This window comes from Flavobacterium noncentrifugens, assembly GCF_900100375.1.
Taxonomy (GTDB): Bacteria; Bacteroidota; Bacteroidia; order Flavobacteriales; family Flavobacteriaceae; genus Flavobacterium; species Flavobacterium noncentrifugens.
Genome location: NZ_FNEZ01000004.1, coordinates 1 through 18,943 on the forward strand (window position 1 = coordinate 1; position 18,943 = coordinate 18,943).

Genomic DNA, 18,943 nt, shown 5'->3' on the forward strand with positions numbered 1-18,943 from the left:
AATTTTCCGACGCCTTTGAATATTTGTAGTGGCGACATTATTAACATTGGAAACACGTCTCCGAATGGCGTAGTCGGAACGTGGTCATCAGCGTTCAGCAACACAGTCGGGGCAACTTATACTTTCACGCCAAATGCTGGGCAATGTGCCGTCGGGCAAACTTTGACCATAGCAATCAGAACACTTTCACTGCCAGCTATTGCTGGTACAAGCCAGCTCTGCGAAGGCACATCAATAACTTTATCCAATACTGTTCCGGGAGGAATCTGGGCTTCTAACAATACCGCTATTGCCACGATTGATGCTTCCGGAACCGTTTTGGGTATCGCAGCGGGAACGGCGATACTGTCTTACACCATCGCCAGTGGGAGTTGTTCCCTGACGGTTTTCCACACGGTAAACGTGCATCCGCTGCCGAAACCAAAACTCACCGACCAGAATTTTTGCATCGACAGCAAAACAGGGCTTTTTATTTCAGATATTATCCTCAATTGTGCCATACCCAATTCAGGATATTCGTTCGTATGGACGCGCAACAGCCTGCCGTTGCCTACGACAGGAAACAGCCATGTGGCTGATGAGGCCGGGATTTATGAAGTGGTCGTGACCAACACGGCAACAGGCTGTTCGCAAACGGCACAATGCACGCTGGGCATTTCTGCCATGCCAACAGGAACTGCGGTTGCTACAGAAGATTTCCAAAACAACCAAATCATCACGGTTACCGTGTCACCGGTTTCTAATTCCTATCTGTTCCGGTTGAATGGTGGCCCGTGGCAGCAAAGCCCGGTCTTTTCAAACGCAAGTGAAGGCGAAAACATTGTCGAGGCGACCGATACCAAAGGTTGCGGTACGCTGACCCTACCGGTTTACGTACTGAATTATCCGCGCTTTTTTACGCCAAACGGCGATGGCTACAACGATACCTGGAATGTCAGCCTGCCGGACGAAAACGGGTCGGAGATCTATATTTTTGACCGTATGGGAAAACTGCTCAAATCACTCAAACCTTCCAAAGACAGCGGCTGGGACGGCACTTATAACGGCAAGATGCTACCCGCCAGCGATTATTGGTTTCAATTGCATTACCGGGATTACCAAGGTGGTGAAAAAGAATTTAAAGCCCATTTTTCCCTGAAGCGTTAGCATAGACAAAACAATAACCAACCAAAACCAACCAAAACCAACCAATCATGAAACAAAAATCACAAAACCGGTTGCCAAATTTCTTTACCGTGCTATTGATGCTTGCCATCCTGCCTTTATCGGCACAAAGCATTATCTTTAAAAACAACATCGAGGGTACAAATCCGAGCCAGTTCAATCCGTTTACCGAAGGGCAGGAAACCGATGCCCATGTCACTGCTACCGGAATTGGGCGGGGGGCAGGCCTTGTGTCTGCAACCGAATCTGGAAGTTACAGCGTGACAAGCTGGAACACCTCAGCAGTCGACAATACGGCTTATTTTGAATTTACGGTCACGCCAAATCCGGGCTATCGCATCAATTATGGCACGCTTGAATTTAACATCGGCTTTTCGGGCGGACCGAATAACGCGCCTTTGGCTGTGCGTACGAACCTGAGCAGTTATGCAACCAATATTCCATTCTCAAGGGCCTCGTTTTCCGTGCCGGTCGTGATCGATTTGAGTGCGTCGGCGTACCAGCAGGTGAATTCTTCGATGACTTTCCGCATTTATCCTTATGGTTCTGCGAACATTTCAGACCGGTTTACGATTTATGATTTTGCCTTTAAAGGATCAGTTGCTCCTTTGTGCAACCTTGGGCTGCCTGAAGGAAATTCCCAACAGCTGTTCCAACCGGGCAGTACTTTAGCCGATTTGGAGGTAGCAGGAACCAATTTGTCGTGGTTTGCTTCTATGGCCGATGCCCTTGACGGAAGCCCGGTGCTTCCGATTGCGACCGCTTTAACCGATGGCGCGACTTATTATGTGACACAAAGCAACGGCGGTTGTACGAGTGCACCGCTGCCTGTAACCGTAGCCGCTAACCTGGCCACTGCGGGTTTTGACCAGATGAAATTCCTTTGGTATCCGAATCCTGTAAGCGACCAATTGCAAATTGAAGCACTTTCGGAAATTGACCATGTGGTGTTGTTTGCCCTTTCCGGACAGCAACTTGGCATCATACCCGGCAACGGGAATAAGGCTGCGGTCGATTTTTCAAATTTGGCTCCGGGCATTTACCTTGTTAAGGTGTTTACGAAAGACGGTTTCAAAACTTTCAAAGTCAGTAAAGCCCAATAGAACCTGTTTCACTTTATAAGTTAATTTCAAGGTCGCATCTAAGGGTACAATTAAGTTTTTGATAACTTAATATTTTAAATACTGATTGTTTTTAAAGTATTTTTGCCTAAAATATGTCCTAGCCGGGAATAAATCAAAAATCAACATGAAAAAGAAAATACTGTTATTTTTTTTCGCACTGCTTGCAATGCCGGGATTCGCCCAATGCTGGAAATCTGTTTCTGTGGGGTATGCAAATGCTTTTGCTATTGCAGACAACGGGACGCTTTGGGCCTGGGGGAAAAACACGAACGGAGAATTGGGGGACGGCACCAACGTGAATAAAAATACGCCTGTACAGGTAGGCACCGCAAATGACTGGAAAGAAGTATTCGCCGGTATGGATGGCATTTATGCCTTTTCGCTTGCGATCAAAACCGACGGGACTTTGTGGGCCTGGGGAAGCAACAACCGGGGGCAACTGGGTGATGGGACTGCCATCAGCAAAAATTACCCGGTGCAAGTGGGTACCGACACGGACTGGAAAACAGCCGCTGCAGGCCTGAACCATTCTGTTGCCATCAAGCAAAACGGTACGCTTTGGGGATGGGGCTGCTCGGAGCATTTTGCCCTGATTGGATTTCCAAGCGGGGAGGACGTACTGGTTCCCGAACAGCGAAGCACCGATACCGACTGGGTGCAGGTTTCGGCACACGACCGCGTAACAGTGGCCGTGAAAGCCAACAATACCGTCTGGGGGTGGGGTTACAACCGGAACAACATGCTTGAGGTGCCGTCTGGCGCCACATTGGGTGGCGATACACGGTATCCTGCCCAAAAGATATTCGGCACCAACATCAGGAAGACCACTACCGGAGACAGAACCAGTATTGACATCAAAACCAACAACATTTTAGCCAACAGCGGCGACCCCCTGGACCACAACCCGCTTTATGTACTTGACGCCGATGTGGGATACAATACCACAGCGATCCTCAAACCAAACCATACCTTATGGTATGAGGGCAAAGTACTGGGAAGCCTGAGCCAGGTTGGAGTTGGCCTGACGCAACTGGGTACTGCGGCCAACTGGACGGCTGTCAGCGTCGGAAACCAGTGCGCTGCGGCATTAAATGCCGATGGTGAAATTTGGACCTGGGGCGCGAATTTCCATGGCGGTCTTGGCAATGGCACCAGTGGCGTCGGTTTTGACTCTACCACGCTGGTAAAAGTATCGTGTCCTTCGCTGTTGAGTGGGGAACAATTTCCTGAATTGTCATTTCAGTTGTATCCCAACCCTGCTAAAAATACAGTAAAACTTCAGTCAGATGTTGTCATTGACCGCTTAATCATCACTGATGTACTCGGTAAGGAATATTTCAATCAACGATTTAACAGCAGCATGATTGATGTTGATATCAGTTTGTTTGCGAAAGGGCTTTACATTGTTCAGGCTTTTTCCGGCCAGTCCCGGAATCATTTGAAGATGGTAAAGAATTAAGGGCGTCCGGAAAAACAGTTTTGGGCATCATTGCGGGAAGCACGGCAAGCATATCAGTATGTGTAACAGAGCGTAGTCCATCTCTTCACTGTACACACAATCAAATGTTTCTGTAGTTGGTTTTAATTTAGTTGCCCGCCTCAGATCGAAATGCCGGCATTATAACTGGGGACTGAAAGCGATCAACCAAAATACTGCCAGTAAAAAAACAATACTCCAAAAAATCAGATAACTTGCCAATGACCGTAAAATCACCTTGAAAGTCGGCATGGTTCTGAAGAATTGCTGATCTGTAAAAATACTGAGCAAGATATCTGCAACAAACAGCGACGCGACGACATTTTTTAGCACCGGATTGTTGAGGTCATATATGATTAACAGTGGCAGTGTCGCAATATGCAGGAAAAGTCTTTGCGAGGCCTTAAAGGTGTTAAGAATAAGTAATTCGACGAAATTATAGCCATGGTTGCGAAAGCACAACACCGTACCTATGGTGTAAAAAGGAATGGTAGCCAAAGTAACCCATGAATAGTGCGTCGAAATCCAGTTGTTGTATAATTCATAATTGACGTGGGATTCGCTCCTTTCGGCAAAGCTGGAACTGTCGATTCCGAAGTGGTGGTATAATAATCCATACGTTACCGCGAGCAGTATTACAAGCGAGACCGGTTGAAAATGTTTGATCCGCTTGCCTTCGATAAATTCACGAATAGCATCTCCCGGCCTTGAATACAATTCTCTAAAAGTATAAAGAATGCCTGCATCGAAATGAAAAAGGCCGTGCCTGATGTCATGCCATACAAAATGAACGTCAAGTTTATGCGTATTTGCGGACTGTCCGCAAAGGTTGCAAAAATTTCCTTCAAACTTATTTCCGCAGTTTTTACAGGTAATCATTTGGAATATTGAATTAGAATGTTGTAAAAGCGTTGAAAACAGTGTCACCACCTTCATTAGAATAGTGGGATAATGCCGTCCATTACCGGAACTGGGTTTGAACTGAAATCGAATCCGCCATCAGGTGAATACGGCCCAAGTGGCTAACTTATAAGAATATGCAATTGCCATCCAGGGCATCATTTTTTTGCTTTCGACCCAAACGGACAGCGCTTGATCAGGTAATTTATGGTCGCATGGTACGCATCTATGTCACTGCCAAAAGATTCCCTGGATTGGGCGTATCGGTTTACACCGGCGTCATCATAGAATTTCAGGTCAATTTTAGTGTTGTAATTCACCATTGTGGCGGCGTTGCCAGAGCCATAGACCGTGCCTGAAGTTTTTGTTGTCTCCTTGTTCCGATCCGTTTTTTGGGTTTCCTTGCCGTTATAGGTCGTCGAGCCACTGCTGAAAGTAGACGACCCTTTGTTGGTAACAGTGGCAATGCCGTAAACGACGTATTCCACACCCAAAAGGGTGGCAAGGTCAGCAGGCCTTTTCAGGCGTGCAGCTTCCGGGCTCAAGCCTTCTTCGGCCAGGAGGCTGTTGGTCGTGACCGGATCCTGAAAATTCGGGAGCGAGGTGTTTTCACGCAATGAATTGTAAGTATCCGATTGCAGTTGCCTGCCCATGGCCTGGACATCAGAGTTGGACTCGTTGGTGATGTATTCAAACGGCAGCACGGCTATTTTTCCTTTTCTGTCCGCTGCCGAGACGGTGCCCTGTGGGGCTTTTGTGATAATTTCGGTACGTCCGCTGGCAAACTTGATGCTGTTTACCTCCGATTTTTTAAATTCGTACTCCAGGGATTCGCCTTTATAAGCAAACTTAACCATACTGTCACCGATCGACAACACTTTGCCTTCTCTTTTTTCGCCATTGAGCATGTTTACAGTATCTACTTTGTCCTGCGCAAAATTGGGCAGACTGGCCAGCATAAACAACACCAGCAATACAGATTTGAAGAACATTGATTTTTTCATGATAATTCATTTAAGTTGATAGGAAAGCCGCGGGGCGGATGCGGCTTTTTGTGGCTGATTTATAATTTTTTTATTAGTCGTACTTGTCCAGCAGATAGAGGTATGCTTTTAAATTGTGATGTACCAGCACGGAATGGTCGCTGTCCGGGAAATCCCTGTAATAGGCTTCATCAGGATTCAGGACAATTGCGGTTCCGCAGCGGGTGTAATATCCTGAGTGTATGTAGTCGGGATTTTCGAGTCCCGGCACTTTTTTACGGATGGCTTTGTGCACGATCTTGCCCAGATAAGTCTGGTATTCCTTGACGGCTTTGCGGTTGTATACCGTCAGTTGGGCATACACAAATTCCATCAGCGGGCGTTCAAGTAGTGGCTGCTTTTTTATCGTCCCCTGAACATTGGCAAAGGGATTGGTTTTATTGAGATCCTCAATCGACTGGATGGAAATGGGCATTTCAGGAACCCAATCGGCCGCGTTTACCACGGTATACGACCAACCATTCCGATTCGCACTTTCATAATCATACGCAAAATACAGATTTCCAGGCTTGGGTGCCGCACTGCAATAGGTTTTAAATTGGATGTCTTTCGGCAGCTTTCCTTCTTTTTGATCGTATTTCAGCTGTGCGCTCATCAAAAAGGCGATGCCTGCGCCCTGGCTGTGCCCGAAGATAATGAAGTCGCGTATGCCTTTGGCATATTTTGCGTGGATCTTCTGCCGCACATCGTCAATCAAAAAACCACAGGATGCCGCCCAGCCTACATGTACGCCGGCCTTTGGATTTTCGGCGAAATGATAGTCGTATGTCAGGGAATCGCTTAACGTTAAGCTGCCTTTGGCCGGAACCATAGCCGCATAAAAATTGGCCATCCAGCTCAGGGCCTGGTCTACCGATCCACGAATGCTGATCACCGCTGTATTGTTGCCCTCATACATTTCCCAGCAATTCGCCAGCCCGCGCACTTTGGCACGGTAAACAGGCCGGTAATCGGTCGACTGGGGAATGCCTTTGTAGCCTGTGCTGTCGTTCCAGCGGGAAAAAGCCATCAACAGTTGGGCATATTCCCTTTTGTCAAACCCGGGCTTCAGATGCTGCGCGGGTAAAGAAAATGACAGCATTAAGAGTGAGAGAAGGTACAGTCGGTTCATGTTGCATTTTTTTAGTTGGAGCAGTTTCCTTTTAAAGTAAAAACAGCAGAAAAAAAGAGGTTTAATCAGATACTTTTTTATACTCCAGCGTTCCCATTTGTTCAGAGGAAATGACCCGCTTCCGGCTGTCAAAATAATCGATATGAAATTTTACCGGGATAATGATTGTAGACGTAATCGTCAATTCCGAATTGTCTTTGGAAAGCTTCCATTTGCTTTTATGCACTTCGTCGCCCACCAGGCTCTGGAATTCCCCATTTTCCAAAAATACCTGGAATACCTGATCGGTCTTGAACTGGCCAATAATGTCTTTGTCTTTGCCATTGTGCGTCCATCTGACCAACTGCCATTTTCCGAGTAATTCTTTGGACGTTTGCGCACTTGCGGCAAAACCTGCAAGGCATAATAGGAGTAATGCTAATTTTTTCATGGTGTTTTTTTTATAGCTAGCCCCTAAATTAGTAATTTTTTCAATTCGAAATTAAGTCCGTGTTTATAATTTTTCGGCACAGCAGACTGTTTACGAACGCATTACAGCTTTTTTGATTTGGCATTTGTCACCAAAAAAAAAACGGCTTAAAGGCATACCCGAAAACACAGGTTTGTTTTGGTGTTGTTTTACTGTTGTTTTGGTTTGCTTTGCAAAAAGCCGCTTTTTGCGAACAACAGTAAAACAACAGTAAAACAATTGTAAAACAAAAGTTACCCATTTTCGGGTAATGACCGCCATCGGTTTGCGTAATCCGGGTCCTGTAATCTGGGTAGAAAAGAAACGCCCTGGTTTTGCAGTTAAAATTTTAATATGGCTTTATTGATTATTTTAAAGGTACATTTCCAAAAAATAAAAGATACCCCCATGAAACATTTTGAAGAGACTAAAGAATTGCTAAATAACTCGGTATTGTTTTACATTATTGCCACAGCCATGGATGGCAACTATTCTTACGTAAACGGGAATTATGCAAAAGAATTTTCACACATCAGCACCAACTTTGTAGGGATGCCGTACCACATTACCATGCATCCCGACGACCGGAATACCTGTGTGGAAGTTTCCATGAAATGCTTTAACAATCCCGGGGAATTGTTTCCAGCCACCATCAGGAAGCACGACGGTAAAGACGGCTATGTCTATACGCAATGGGAGTATAAGGCGATGTTCGACGACCTCCAAAATCCTGCCGGGATATTCTGCCTGGGGTATAACATCACAAAATATGTTGCAGAACAACAGCAGCTGCAAAGCGCGCAGGCAGAACTGGAGAAAAATTCGTCGATCATAAACCAGATTATTTTCCAACAGTCGCACCTGATCCGCGCACCGCTGAGCAACATCATTGGGCTGACTGCCGTGCTGGATAAAACAGGGCTGGACGCGAACACGAGCAATATCATCGATATGATTGCGGTCAGCGCAGACCAGCTCGATGGTGTGATCAGAAGCGTCATTGATATTGCCAGGGACTGACGCTGAGGATGGTCTGTAACGGGTTGTGATGGAGAAACCCCACTGTCAAAACTTATCGAGCGCTTCCGAATGGGTGGCGTTAGGGCATTAAGCGATTGGGGTGCCGGCCATAGGAGGAAAATTACCAGGAAGTAAGATTGAAGGACAGCGGTTTTTTTTTGGTATTGGTGCGTGAAAGTTGTGATTTTAAAATGGTTATTGACGTGATCGACGTATGCACGCCGGATTGACCTACGTTCTGTTCTGTCCATTGGCGCACAAACTATATGACCTAGGTAGCTCCGCTTTCCTGAATCTGGTACCCCGAAAAAATACCTTTTTTCATCCCCCTATCCAAAAAGCTGATTGTCAGATATCTCATTTAGGGTTGTCCTGATTTAACATGTTTGGATAATCGGGTTCGTTAAAATTTTCTTCCGGAACCAATTAAGTCGGCCAAATTTCAGGATAATATTCTCCGCCTTCTTCGGGTGGTTATTGCCTGTCGCAATGATGGTATTTCTGAAAGCCCTTCTTAAGGCTTGGTGCGCTGTTATATGCTGTTTTTTAAGCGATTGCTTTTTCTAATTCTTCCCTATTTTCTTCACCCCATTTCGCCGTGGATTTTATAATAGGAATTAATGACTTACCTAATTTGGTCAGACCATATTCGACTTTAGGCGGTTTTACGTTGTAGATTTTCTTTGTAAGAATTCCGTGGTTTACAAGTTGATTCAACTGGGTCTCTAATACTCTTCTTGATGCATTTGGGATCTTTCTTTGCAGCTCGCTTGGCCGGAAAATTCCGTTGTAAATACTCCAGACTAGGCTAATCTTCCACTTTCCGTTCATAACCTCCATAAAAAGATGGAGTCCGCATTCCACATTTACACGTGTTTTTCTTTCATACATAGCAAATCATTTTCCATACAAATATAACAATAATGATACGGGCAAATTTATCCGCACTTGACTTAAATAACGAAGGGTTGTACTTTTGAAAAAAAATAAAATGTTCCTATGAAATATAAATTATTTGGCTCAAAGACAGGCTTGTACTCCAGTGAAGTTATCCTGGGCGCAGCAAATTTCGGAACGCGCAAAGGATATGGTGCAAGTCCTGAGGAATCGAAACAAATACTTGCTGCATATAAAGAAGCGGGAGGAAATTTCATCGACGTTTCTGATACGTACCAATTGGGTGAAGCAGAAGAAATTGTCGGCGAATTTTTAAAAGGACAGCGAAATAATTTTATTGTCTGTTCAAAGTATACAAGAAGCAGTGAAGTAAATCCTGCAATAAGTAATTTTGGAAATCACCGCAAATCTATGAAGCAGGCTGTGGAAGCAAGCCTGAAGCGATTGAAAACTGATTATATTGATATTTACATGCCCCATTTTGATGATGGCGTTACACCGTTGGACGAAATTATAAGAGGTTTGGAAGACTTAGTGAAAGAGGGAAAAATTCTATACACAGGTTTGACCAATTTCCCTGCCTGGAAAGCTTCCTCCATTGCAAGCGCAATAAAATTAACAGCACTTCAAATTGAATACAACCTTTTGCAACGAACAGCCGACCGTGAATTACTTCCTATGGCACAGGAATTCGGATTGGGAATTATGATGTATTCTCCTATGGCGGGAGGTTTGCTCACCGGGAAATATAGGGATGGAGCATCTGGTCGTATGACTGCAGGAGCAAATTCTGAGTATAAAGAAGATGAAAAAACAAAGGCAATAATTGATGCGCTGGTTTTAATTTCAAAAGAAGTTGACGCAACACCCGGCCAGGTTGCTTTTGCCTGGGTTTTATCAAAAGATACTTTCCCTTTGATTGGAGCGCGTAAACTTTCGCATTTGGAAGACAGCTTGAGGGCAATAACGATACCGTTGACCCGGGAACACCTTGCAACACTGGACAGATTAAGTGCTATTTCTTTGGGGTATCCGCACGATTTGCTGGCGACAGTGAAACGTTCCATGTAGTAAAACAGCAAATTTACCTATAAAAAAGTATCATGATAAATACCAATTTAAAAAACAGCATAACAATCCATCACATTGTTTTTACGATTATGGATTTAAGTGAAACTGAAATCTTTTATACTAAAATATTTGGCCAGCCACTTTATTCAAACGAAAGTACTTCAGTGTATCAAGTTGCAGCAGATTGCCGCGCTGCACTCGCAATGCCGTGGCTTTGAAAGACATTTATACAATACCCTATTAGCATCGTTTGAAGTAACGTCATTGCGAGGAGAAACGACAAAGCAATCTTTTCGCTGCGCTCGCAATGACGCCGCTTCGTAGGATGTTTGTCCGTCAATCCACCAGCATCTTTTGGAGCATCATCAGTCTATTTCCACTACTACAAGATTATGATCAGAAATTTGCGTCCCGACCTCCATCATTTCCTGTTTTATTTTTTTACCGTTTAAAAGCGCCTTGCTCACCACAACATGTATGACAGAATTTTCGTTTCCGCCGGTGATGTTCCGGAGGGCGTTTGCCTTAAAAAAATCATTCGTTTCATAGATTACATTTTTAGCCGGATAGGGAAAACCCGAAAAAGAAATGTTGAAGTCACCGGAATAGATTAGATTTTGATGCTTAGAAAGGTTTTCGATTTCGCTTTGCTGCTGCTGCAAGTCCGTCTTAAAAAAGGCGTCTTTGCCACCGAAGCTTCCAATGATGCTGCCGTATAAAATTAAAGGCCCGATTGCTGAATTGATCTCGCAACATACCGCCGTGTACGAATCATAAGTAGCTATTATTTTTTCTATGGGAAACTTACTGAATATCGCGATGCGGTTTTCGCCGGATTTGTAGGACTGGTTTTCGTGAATTGGTGGCAATTGCGTGCTTTGATGGGAGTAATATCCTTCGAATTGGATAGCCGCGTTTGTCTCGGTCAGGAAAATAATATCAGGATTAATTTCCTGAATCAGGTTGATGATGAAAGTGTTCTTTACCGCATTGGGATTGTTGTTGGGTCTTTCTACATTCCAGCTTAGGATTTTCATTGGGTTGATTTTTTGGGATTGCCAATTGTTGCATTGGCCTGTCAATTTGGTATGTGCAGGATGCCACTTTGTTCTAAAAAAAGACGCCAAACCTGACACCGGAAATTCCGCACCGGTTATTGGTGTGCGTTTTTATTGCTGGTTAAGTTTACAAAAGTGCTATGCATTCAACCGAGATCAAAATTCCGGCAGGAAAAGGCATGACTTGCGGCGTACTTCTTGCCGGAGCATTTTCCGGGAAAAATTCATTATAGATTTTGTTTACGATGCCAAAGTCATTTCCAGCGACCATAAAAATTGTCGTCTTTATAATTTTAGACATATCGCTTCCTGCTTTTTCCAATACCATTTTGATATTTAAAAAACATTGCCTTGTTTGTGTTTCAAAATCGTCACTTTCGATTTTTCCGGATTCAGGATCGGTTCCGGGCATTCCTGACAGAAATACAAACTGATCCGTTATGACCGCCTGCGGAAACGCTTCACTCATCCTTGCAACTGCTGCGGTGTTAAAATTTTTTCGTGTTTTCATGATTTTTCGTTAGTGGATTTTTGGGTGTTTTACATCACGCTTTGCATCCAAAGGAATTTGCAGAAACAGAACCTGAATGCTATCGGCAGAAACAAATATAATTGAAAATTAGCAAGTTCCCGTAAAAAATGCATTTCTTTCAGGTGCCGTTAGAGCAGTCGTATTATCCTTTTCTTAATAGTTTATTTAGCAGATAATATGACAGGTGGGTTATCACTGTGATTGCTCCCCCAAAAAACCAAAATGCCAATACCATCGACACGAACGGAAATGCACATCGCGGCCTTGGCTCGGAACTAAATTCAATTTGATAAACAGTATAGGGTATCACGGTAAAGTATATTACTATCAGGACTGCCATAATCCAGAGTTTATTGAGCCCTATTTTATGGCTGTCGATTATCCAATACGATGCGCATTGTAAAAAAGATATCAGGAAAAACAAACCTATGATCATTGTTTAGACTATTTTCGCAATGTTGAACAACTGTTCACAATTTCAAATATACGCAATTGGCCGATTTAAAATCACTGCCGAAGTTTCATAATTGGAAACAGCAGCCGAAAAATACATGCGCAGGCTGGCGGTCTAACTGTTTATATTATTTTTTTGGGATAACCTGTATTCTTTCGTCAATCGGTATATCGCATAAATTCCCGGAACCATCGGCAGGATTGCCGTCCACATCCCCGCAAAATAATACTTCCCGGTGGTTTTAAAATAGTAGTTGGGCATGTTGGCGATTTCCGTCCCGTTGATGGTTTGGGATATAGCGTGGCTGTTTGCGGGCTGCAACTGTGGTTCCAACAGCGGAAAAATGAAATGCGTAAACTCCGCAACTCCGGGGCCGATAAAAATAAACCAGGCGATAAACCCTGCAATTGGAATGCGGTAATACAAACCCAGCGTTGTTAAGGTATAAATCGTTGGCCCGACCAAAGCAAACACCATTAAAAAACCTTCTTCGCTCCACGGAATGTTAAACAGCCTGCTCATCGCAGGGCCAAAACCGGTCAGGTATTCTTCGACAATGTGGATTTGCAAACCTGCGACCGTCAATACAAAAAGGGGAAGGATGATTTTGGGGTCTGTGGGTTGTTTGAGATAGGTAAAATACCAGAAGAAAAAACCAATTATTGCGGAACCGCCGACAATAATGACAGGTGGGAGGCCTATTTTAATATAGCCTATGGTTGGCGCAATGATGCAAAAAGCAACGGCTATTGCGGTATTGATGAGTTGTGATTGTTTGGAGGTTTGCATTTTATAAGGAGTTGATTGTGTTACGTTTGCAGCTTACTTTCAAATATACAAAATTGTACCGGCCTTATTATTATGAATTATTTTAACATTTTCATTGCCTTTTGGAAGATAATAAATACTGTGTGTGTTATCTTACATTAGATTCGGATTCTTTGTTACCGCTAGCATCAATCAGAATAATATTTATGTCGTTTTGAAGCTCTAATTCGTCAAGAATTTTATTCACCCTTTGAAGTTCAGGATTGTCAAAATACAAAATAACTTTTATACTCTTTTTTGTATTATTAGCGTCTTCATAAATTTTTACTTGGTTCGCTAAGTTCATTTTTAATTTTGAATTTGATGCTAATTTAAATTCAATCAACGTTTTGTCTGAACTTCCTCTAGAAATTGCGAAATCGACAGGTCCTCTTCCATTATTAACTTCTCTATTGACATCATAGGGTGACGAATACCATGTTAATCGGAATATAACTTGCACATCGGATTCTCTTTTTAAAGGCTCATTTTTATGATAAAATAATCTGTATCCATCTTTATTTTCAATAACATCGCGCATAAATTCAATTCGCTTCATTGATTCAGAATAAGAATCTGGAATAGGAACGTTATAAAAATCACTTTGACTCAACAATGTAGAAATTAGGTCTCTCACATTGGTTTTAAATATTTCGATTATGTCGGCAACTCGTTGTTCAGATAATGATTTGGCGCGATCTTTTTCACCTTCCTTAATTTTAATGTAATAATTAAGTATTTGAGGAAATCGTTCTATTGTTTCTGCAACCGCCTCGGCAACCTCCTGTTGATTTGGTAGTTTCATCTTTTGATTTTTACCTTTCCCAACTGGTGTCGGCGCGGGCAATTGCCTATTGTAAAAGTCCTGAATTTCGCTACGCAATTGATCGTTGGGAATTGTGCCACATATACCAGTAAAATTTACCCGCAAGTCATTTGTATTTATCCAGTTGTCATCCTTGCTTAAAATATTCTTTGGGGTTAAAATAACGAAGTCATTGTTAATGAAAGGTAAATCATACTGTTTTGACATCCAGCGTTGAAAGTTGTATTCAAAATATGCTTTTTTTATAGTTATTTTTTTTATCTGGCTTGGCTTTAGAAAATCTTTCGCAAATTTTTCAGTATATTCAAGAAAAAACTTTTTTATAAGATTGCAGGTAAAATCACTTATATTGTCTTTCCCAACGCCAATATCAAATAAGCAAACCTTCTCGATGTGAGTTGTAGAACTAACAGATTCTTGATTTAAATCCGAAAATACCTTATGCATATTTCCTGACATAGCGTCTGCGAATTTTTTCCCTAAACCGCTCCCTCCATTTCCAGTAACACTAAAACCCAACCAATTCTGTTTTACTTCTGAAAAATAATACCACGACTTTTTTTGAGCTTCAGTAACATTTCCTCTTTCAGATTTATCTTTCAGAAATGAAAGATATTTTAATATTTCTGAATGTAAATTACTATACTTTCCATTATCTGTATCAAACAGCAAAAAAGGATCGATGAAAAGTGGTAAGTCATTTATTAGAGAAATATTTAACGCGCCATAATTTTCTAACACATTTTCATCCACTTGGAAAAAATCACTAAAATATACCATAAAAATACTATTAACTATTATAAAATAAATGTCATACTTACTAGTCTATGCTGTTTAAATAGTTTCAGTCTATCAAAACTTGCAATACGAAGTTAATAGAATTTGCCACATTTATTACCTTTCTATTGACAATCAATGATTTTGAAGTTTTATCAATACTAAATCCAATCTTGACTCATAGATTTGAAAGATTATAAATTATTTTCTTCCATTGCCATTGCCATTTCAAAGAATAATACCTTTCTTGCTACAGATTAGCGGCCAATACCACTTCATGCTGTAATTATTAAACGCAATTTAACGGGTTTTGCCACTCGAATTATTCGCTATTTATCTTGTAAATTAACTGCATCGTTTTCTATAATTACAAACTCGCTCTGAATTCCTTCATTAAGGAAAACCGTAATAGTATTAAGACATGATAATATATTTTAGCCATTATGGCTAATACTTTAATTGATCACAATACTGTATATTTACTTTTTGATTGAAATAATTGATAAGCATGTCAGATGGACAAATATAAAAAGACAATAGAAAAATTAATCGAATTTAGGAATGACCGTGACTGGCAACAGTTTCACGATTCTAAAAATTTAGCTTTGGCAATATCAATTGAGGCTGCTGAGCTCAATGAACTTTTTCTATGGAAAAAAGAAACAGAAAGTGATCAGGTGAACATAGAGAAACTTAAAGAAGAACTTGCTGACGTGCTTTCGTTTTCGCTTTTGCTTGCTGAGAAACATCAATTGGATATTTTCGATATCGTGTTAGAAAAAATTGAAAAGAACGGAGAAAAGTATCCTGTTGCAAAAGCAAAAGGAACAGCAAAAAAGTATGACGAATTATGAGTCAAAATGATGCTTTTGCAATTCGAAAGTATGATTTCGATTCTCAGTTATTTGGTGAATTTCAAAATGCCCATTACACCAAAGACCTATGGCCGGTTGTTTACATCCTTAGTGATGGGAATACAAAGGAAGCCTACGTAGGAGAAACAACCGATGCTTATGCCAGAATGAGCAGCCATCTGAAAAGCAATATTAAAAATAAGCTTACAGCGGTGCATTTGATATCGAGCGACAAGTTTAATAAGTCGGCCACACTCGATATCGAATCCAATCTCATAAAGTATATTTCAGGTGACGGACAGTACAGATTGATTAATGGGAATATTGGATTGGCAAACCATAATTATTATCAAAAGAAAGAAGTCTATTGGGATATTTTCAAATCCATTTGGGACAATTTACGTGCGGAAGGAATTGCAAAACACCCGATTGACTACATTGATAATTCTGATTTGTTTAAATACTCACCTTACAAGAGCCTGACCTCTGAGCAAAAAAGTGGGCTGCTTGTCATTATGAAAAGCCTGCTCAACAATACCTTTCGGAATATCATCGTTGAAGGCGGAGCGGGTACAGGCAAGACTATTCTGGCAATTTTTTTATTTAAATTGCTTAACACCAGCAACGAGGATTTTAATTTCGAAGAATTTGGGAGTGACGAGGCTGAGTTCATCGAACTGGTCTTTGCATTGAAACAAAAATATCCTAATCCCAAGATGGCGTTGGTAGTTCCAATGTCCTCATTTCGCAATACGCTTAAAAAAGTTTTCAAAAATATAAAAGGGTTGAATGCGAGCATGGTCATTGGTCCCGCAGAAATTGTTAAAGATACCTTTGACATTGTAGTTGTGGATGAATCACATCGCTTAAGGCGGAGGGTCAATTTAGGTGCTTATTTTCGTGCCTTTGATGTTGTAAACGAAAAATTAAATCTTGAGAAGAATAGTACTAACGAACTTGACTGGATTATAAAGCAATCTGAAAGCGCCATTTTCTTTTATGACGAGAACCAATCCATTAAACCATCGGATGTCAAAAAAGAAGATTTTGACAGGCTAAAAGCAAGTCCGTTTACTAAAATAGAATACCTCCGTTCGCAGTTCAGGGTAAGAGGCGGAAATGATTATGTTCAATATATAAGCAGGCTTCTAAGCGCTGAAATAGCTCCTCAAACACCTGTCTTTAATTCTAAAGACTATGAATTTCTTCTCTTTGAGTCCATTGAGGATATTTTAAAAGAAATCAGGTTAAGGGAAACTGAAAATGGTTTATCTCGCATGGTTGCAGGATATTCGTGGCCGTGGATTTCCAAAAATGACAAAGCGGTGCATGATATCAAAATTGAAAATACGGTGTTGCAGTGGAACAGCGTAAGTATCGATTGGGTAAATTCTGAAAATTCCATCAATGAGGTAGGATGCATTCATACCACCCAAGGTTATGATCTAAATTATACAGGAATAATTTTTGGAAATGAAATTTCATATGACCCGGAAAAGGATGAAATTATTATCTTAAAAGAAAATTACTTTGATACGAACGGCAAACAATCGATCACCGATCCAAATGAGTTAAAAGATTTTATACTCAATATCTACAAAACGGTAATGTTGAGAGGGATTAAGGGGACTTACGTTTACGCGTGCGATCAAAATCTTAGGGAGTATTTTGCAAAACACATTCCAATGTTTAAGAAGAATAAAGAAATTGTCTTTTTGCCAGAGGAAGAAGTCATTCCCTTTGAGAATGCTGTACCACTTTACAATTTAAAAGCTGCGGCGGGAAGTTTTAGCGAATTGCAACAGGTTACTGATTTCAAATGGATTGCTTTACCAAGCGCATATAAAGCTTCCATGGATTTGTTCGCATTTACAGTAGTTGGTGAATCAATGAATAAAGTGATTCCTAATGGAGCGATTTGCTTATTTCGAAAATATACTGGAGGATCAAGAGATGGAAGGATTGTTTTAGTTGAACATCACGACATTCAAGATGCTGATTTTGGGGCTGGATATACGGTGAAAGAGTATAGAAGTAAGAAGAATGTGGAAAGTGATTCCTGGCGTCAACTGTCTATAACATTGAAGCCATTGTCCTACGAAATTAACTATAAAGACATTGTTTTAGAAGACGATGAATTGAGTAATTTAAATGTTATAGGAGTTTTTGAATGTGTACTGTGAAAATTGTGTGGTACAGAGTGTATCACATTATAATAAATCAAAAGTATTTATTCCATTTTCTTCAATCTCATAACTTGTAACAAATGGAATAGGTAAAACACCCTTTTTTAAATATGGTGTCAACATATCTTCTTGAGTTACAAAAATTGATTTTACTAAAAAACCTGTCAAATCTATTTTATATTTGGCTCCAAGTAAGTTCAAATTATTTTTGATCCAAGTATCTCTTACCACATGCTTGTCAATCCATCGGTCTTCAAAAAGTTTATTCAACTCTTCCACCATTTCTTTAATATTTCTACTTGGAGACATACTTTTACATTCAAGGCTATAGATAATATTCTTTGATTTGTCAATTACTAAAATATCAATATCGCCTAAATCTTTATCCGCTAATAACTGACTTTTCGTGTTTATCTCAACTTCTGTATCGATAATTAAATCTTTACTTTGCAACTTTTTAAAAATTTTAGAAACCAAAGAATCTCCACGTTCTTGTGCCAATTTACCCATTGCTTTAATAACTTGTCCACTTTCAGAAACTTTCAATCTTCCAGAAGTTATTTGATCTGCTAAATATATCCTACTCGATAAGACTTGCCTAAATCCCCAATACATTATCGGATTTTTTTTATCTGCAACGTTTTCAAAAGCCACAATGGGTTTTCTGAGCAATGATAGTCTACGATTGAAACGCCATGGGGATATGTCAAAAGACTCGTAGCCTTCTGGGATTTTTTCGATTTTACCCCTTTTGAATAAAGTAAGATAGTTTACCGCATTGTCAAATTCTGAGTCATCGAACGGAGTAATTACTTTATTAATCTCGGTTTTGAGTTGTTTTATATCTAAAAATGAAAATGAGGTGGTCTGTTGAATTCCAATAATAGCTAAGCCTTCAATGAATTCACAAATACGGTCAAATGAAATTCCAAAATCAGAAAGAAATGCTCTATCTAAAGCAGACGGTGTATCTTTACCTTTTGATGGATTCCGTTGAGGAAAGACTTGCTGATAAGCTTTAATTGCATCTGTAACATCCTCTTTCGTCTTTGAATGGTAATATGGATCAAACACCTCTTTAATATTTGTTTTTTCTAACCCAACCCTTTCTGAAGGTAGAATCCCCATTTTAATATCAAATAGGTTATATTTTACTTGATCACCAATTGAACCCCATGTTATTACACGATCCAT

Annotated in this window: 17 protein-coding genes; 7 read left to right on the plus strand and 10 right to left on the minus strand. The window is 40.9% G+C overall.

Translation table 11 applies throughout. The features are described 5' to 3' along the window. From BLS32_RS12120 to BLS32_RS12130, 3 genes are all read left to right on the plus strand, one after another. The coding region (locus BLS32_RS12120; RefSeq protein ID WP_091396167.1) for a T9SS type B sorting domain-containing protein at positions 1–1,146 on the plus strand (1,146 nt) is incomplete at its 5' end. Between the two features lie 47 nt (positions 1,147–1,193). Then, a complete protein-coding gene (locus BLS32_RS12125) occupies positions 1,194–2,267 on the plus strand; it encodes a T9SS type A sorting domain-containing protein (RefSeq protein ID WP_091396169.1) in 1,074 nt (357 codons plus the stop codon). 145 nt (positions 2,268–2,412) lie between these two features. Continuing rightward, complete coding sequence (locus BLS32_RS12130; RefSeq protein WP_139171765.1) at positions 2,413–3,747, plus strand: T9SS type A sorting domain-containing protein; 1,335 nt, start codon at positions 2,413–2,415, stop codon at positions 3,745–3,747. 159 nt (positions 3,748–3,906) lie between these two features. On the opposite strand, the gene BLS32_RS12135 is transcribed toward BLS32_RS12130, so the two are convergent. The 4 genes from BLS32_RS12135 to BLS32_RS12150 form a co-directional block, all read right to left on the minus strand. Next, positions 3,907–4,644, minus strand: coding sequence for a DUF3667 domain-containing protein (locus BLS32_RS12135; protein ID WP_170227587.1), 738 nt, complete (start codon positions 4,642–4,644; stop codon positions 3,907–3,909). Between the two features lie 179 nt (positions 4,645–4,823). Then, positions 4,824–5,669 (minus strand): hypothetical protein, encoded by an 846-nt coding sequence (locus tag BLS32_RS12140; protein ID WP_091396178.1) that lies wholly within the window; start codon positions 5,667–5,669, stop codon positions 4,824–4,826. Between the two features lie 73 nt (positions 5,670–5,742). Then, positions 5,743–6,819 carry a lipase family protein gene (locus tag BLS32_RS12145; protein ID WP_091396180.1) on the minus strand — a complete coding sequence of 359 codons (1,077 nt, stop codon included), beginning with the start codon at positions 6,817–6,819 and terminating at the stop codon, positions 5,743–5,745. 61 nt (positions 6,820–6,880) lie between these two features. Beyond that, a complete protein-coding gene (locus tag BLS32_RS12150; RefSeq protein WP_091396183.1) occupies positions 6,881–7,249 on the minus strand; it encodes a hypothetical protein in 369 nt (122 codons plus the stop codon). Between the two features lie 426 nt (positions 7,250–7,675). Between BLS32_RS12150 and BLS32_RS12160 the strand changes: the two genes are divergently transcribed. Beyond that, positions 7,676–8,287, plus strand: a complete 612-nt coding sequence (locus BLS32_RS12160) for a histidine kinase dimerization/phospho-acceptor domain-containing protein (RefSeq protein ID WP_139171766.1) — start codon at positions 7,676–7,678, stop codon at positions 8,285–8,287. A 546-nt stretch (positions 8,288–8,833) separates the two neighbouring features. Here the strand turns inward: BLS32_RS12160 and BLS32_RS12165 are convergent. Further along, the gene (locus BLS32_RS12165; protein WP_091396191.1) at positions 8,834–9,178 is read right to left on the minus strand and encodes a winged helix-turn-helix transcriptional regulator; all 345 of its coding nucleotides are present in this window, start codon (positions 9,176–9,178) and stop codon (positions 8,834–8,836) included. A gap of 108 nt (positions 9,179–9,286) precedes the next feature. Between BLS32_RS12165 and BLS32_RS12170 the strand changes: the two genes are divergently transcribed. Further along, a complete protein-coding gene (locus BLS32_RS12170; RefSeq protein WP_091396194.1) occupies positions 9,287–10,255 on the plus strand; it encodes an aldo/keto reductase in 969 nt (322 codons plus the stop codon). Positions 10,256–10,620: 365 nt separating this feature from the next. Here BLS32_RS12170 and BLS32_RS12180 read toward each other — a convergent pair whose 3' ends face one another. From BLS32_RS12180 to BLS32_RS12195, 4 genes are all read right to left on the minus strand, one after another. Continuing rightward, on the minus strand, positions 10,621–11,292 hold the full coding sequence (locus BLS32_RS12180) for an endonuclease/exonuclease/phosphatase family protein (RefSeq protein WP_139171767.1): 672 nt from the start codon (positions 11,290–11,292) through the stop codon (positions 10,621–10,623). A gap of 148 nt (positions 11,293–11,440) precedes the next feature. After that, positions 11,441–11,824 (minus strand): RidA family protein, encoded by a 384-nt coding sequence (locus tag BLS32_RS12185; protein ID WP_091396201.1) that lies wholly within the window; start codon positions 11,822–11,824, stop codon positions 11,441–11,443. Between the two features lie 589 nt (positions 11,825–12,413). Then, a complete protein-coding gene (locus BLS32_RS12190) occupies positions 12,414–13,088 on the minus strand; it encodes a hypothetical protein (RefSeq protein ID WP_091396203.1) in 675 nt (224 codons plus the stop codon). Positions 13,089–13,215: 127 nt separating this feature from the next. Then, the gene (locus tag BLS32_RS12195; RefSeq protein ID WP_091396206.1) at positions 13,216–14,712 is read right to left on the minus strand and encodes a hypothetical protein; all 1,497 of its coding nucleotides are present in this window, start codon (positions 14,710–14,712) and stop codon (positions 13,216–13,218) included. Between the two features lie 512 nt (positions 14,713–15,224). Here BLS32_RS12195 and BLS32_RS12200 point away from each other — a divergent pair. Together BLS32_RS12200 and BLS32_RS12205 are read left to right on the plus strand one after the other, a co-directional pair. Next, on the plus strand, positions 15,225–15,563 hold the full coding sequence (locus tag BLS32_RS12200; RefSeq protein ID WP_091396209.1) for a nucleotide pyrophosphohydrolase: 339 nt from the start codon (positions 15,225–15,227) through the stop codon (positions 15,561–15,563). Next, positions 15,560–17,746 carry a DNA/RNA helicase domain-containing protein gene (locus tag BLS32_RS12205; protein WP_091396212.1) on the plus strand — a complete coding sequence of 729 codons (2,187 nt, stop codon included), beginning with the start codon at positions 15,560–15,562 and terminating at the stop codon, positions 17,744–17,746. The genes BLS32_RS12200 and BLS32_RS12205 overlap by 4 nt, the downstream gene beginning before the upstream one ends. A gap of 27 nt (positions 17,747–17,773) precedes the next feature. On the opposite strand, the gene BLS32_RS12210 is transcribed toward BLS32_RS12205, so the two are convergent. Next, complete coding sequence (locus BLS32_RS12210) at positions 17,774–18,943, minus strand: hypothetical protein (RefSeq protein WP_091396215.1); 1,170 nt, start codon at positions 18,941–18,943, stop codon at positions 17,774–17,776.

Excerpts from the sequence above, each read along its gene's own strand:
- BLS32_RS12135 (WP_170227587.1), bottom strand. The coding sequence starts at position 4,644 with ATGATTACCTGTAAAAACTGCGGAAATAAGTTTGAAGGAAATTTTTGC.
- BLS32_RS12165 (WP_091396191.1), bottom strand. The coding sequence starts at position 9,178 with ATGTATGAAAGAAAAACACGTGTAAATGTGGAATGCGGACTCCATCTT.
- BLS32_RS12180 (WP_139171767.1), bottom strand. The coding sequence starts at position 11,292 with ATGAAAATCCTAAGCTGGAATGTAGAAAGACCCAACAACAATCCCAAT.
- BLS32_RS12130 (WP_139171765.1), top strand. The coding sequence starts at position 2,413 with ATGAAAAAGAAAATACTGTTATTTTTTTTCGCACTGCTTGCAATGCCG.
- BLS32_RS12205 (WP_091396212.1), top strand. The coding sequence starts at position 15,560 with ATGAGTCAAAATGATGCTTTTGCAATTCGAAAGTATGATTTCGATTCT.
- BLS32_RS12150 (WP_091396183.1), bottom strand. The coding sequence starts at position 7,249 with ATGAAAAAATTAGCATTACTCCTATTATGCCTTGCAGGTTTTGCCGCA.
- BLS32_RS12185 (WP_091396201.1), bottom strand. The coding sequence starts at position 11,824 with ATGAAAACACGAAAAAATTTTAACACCGCAGCAGTTGCAAGGATGAGT.
- BLS32_RS12190 (WP_091396203.1), bottom strand. The coding sequence starts at position 13,088 with ATGCAAACCTCCAAACAATCACAACTCATCAATACCGCAATAGCCGTT.
- BLS32_RS12125 (WP_091396169.1), top strand. The coding sequence starts at position 1,194 with ATGAAACAAAAATCACAAAACCGGTTGCCAAATTTCTTTACCGTGCTA.
- BLS32_RS12210 (WP_091396215.1), bottom strand. The coding sequence starts at position 18,943 with ATGGATCGTGTAATAACATGGGGTTCAATTGGTGATCAAGTAAAATAT.
- BLS32_RS12140 (WP_091396178.1), bottom strand. The coding sequence starts at position 5,669 with ATGAAAAAATCAATGTTCTTCAAATCTGTATTGCTGGTGTTGTTTATG.
- BLS32_RS12195 (WP_091396206.1), bottom strand. The coding sequence starts at position 14,712 with ATGGTATATTTTAGTGATTTTTTCCAAGTGGATGAAAATGTGTTAGAA.
- BLS32_RS12145 (WP_091396180.1), bottom strand. The coding sequence starts at position 6,819 with ATGAACCGACTGTACCTTCTCTCACTCTTAATGCTGTCATTTTCTTTA.
- BLS32_RS12160 (WP_139171766.1), top strand. The coding sequence starts at position 7,676 with ATGAAACATTTTGAAGAGACTAAAGAATTGCTAAATAACTCGGTATTG.
- BLS32_RS12200 (WP_091396209.1), top strand. The coding sequence starts at position 15,225 with ATGGACAAATATAAAAAGACAATAGAAAAATTAATCGAATTTAGGAAT.
- BLS32_RS12170 (WP_091396194.1), top strand. The coding sequence starts at position 9,287 with ATGAAATATAAATTATTTGGCTCAAAGACAGGCTTGTACTCCAGTGAA.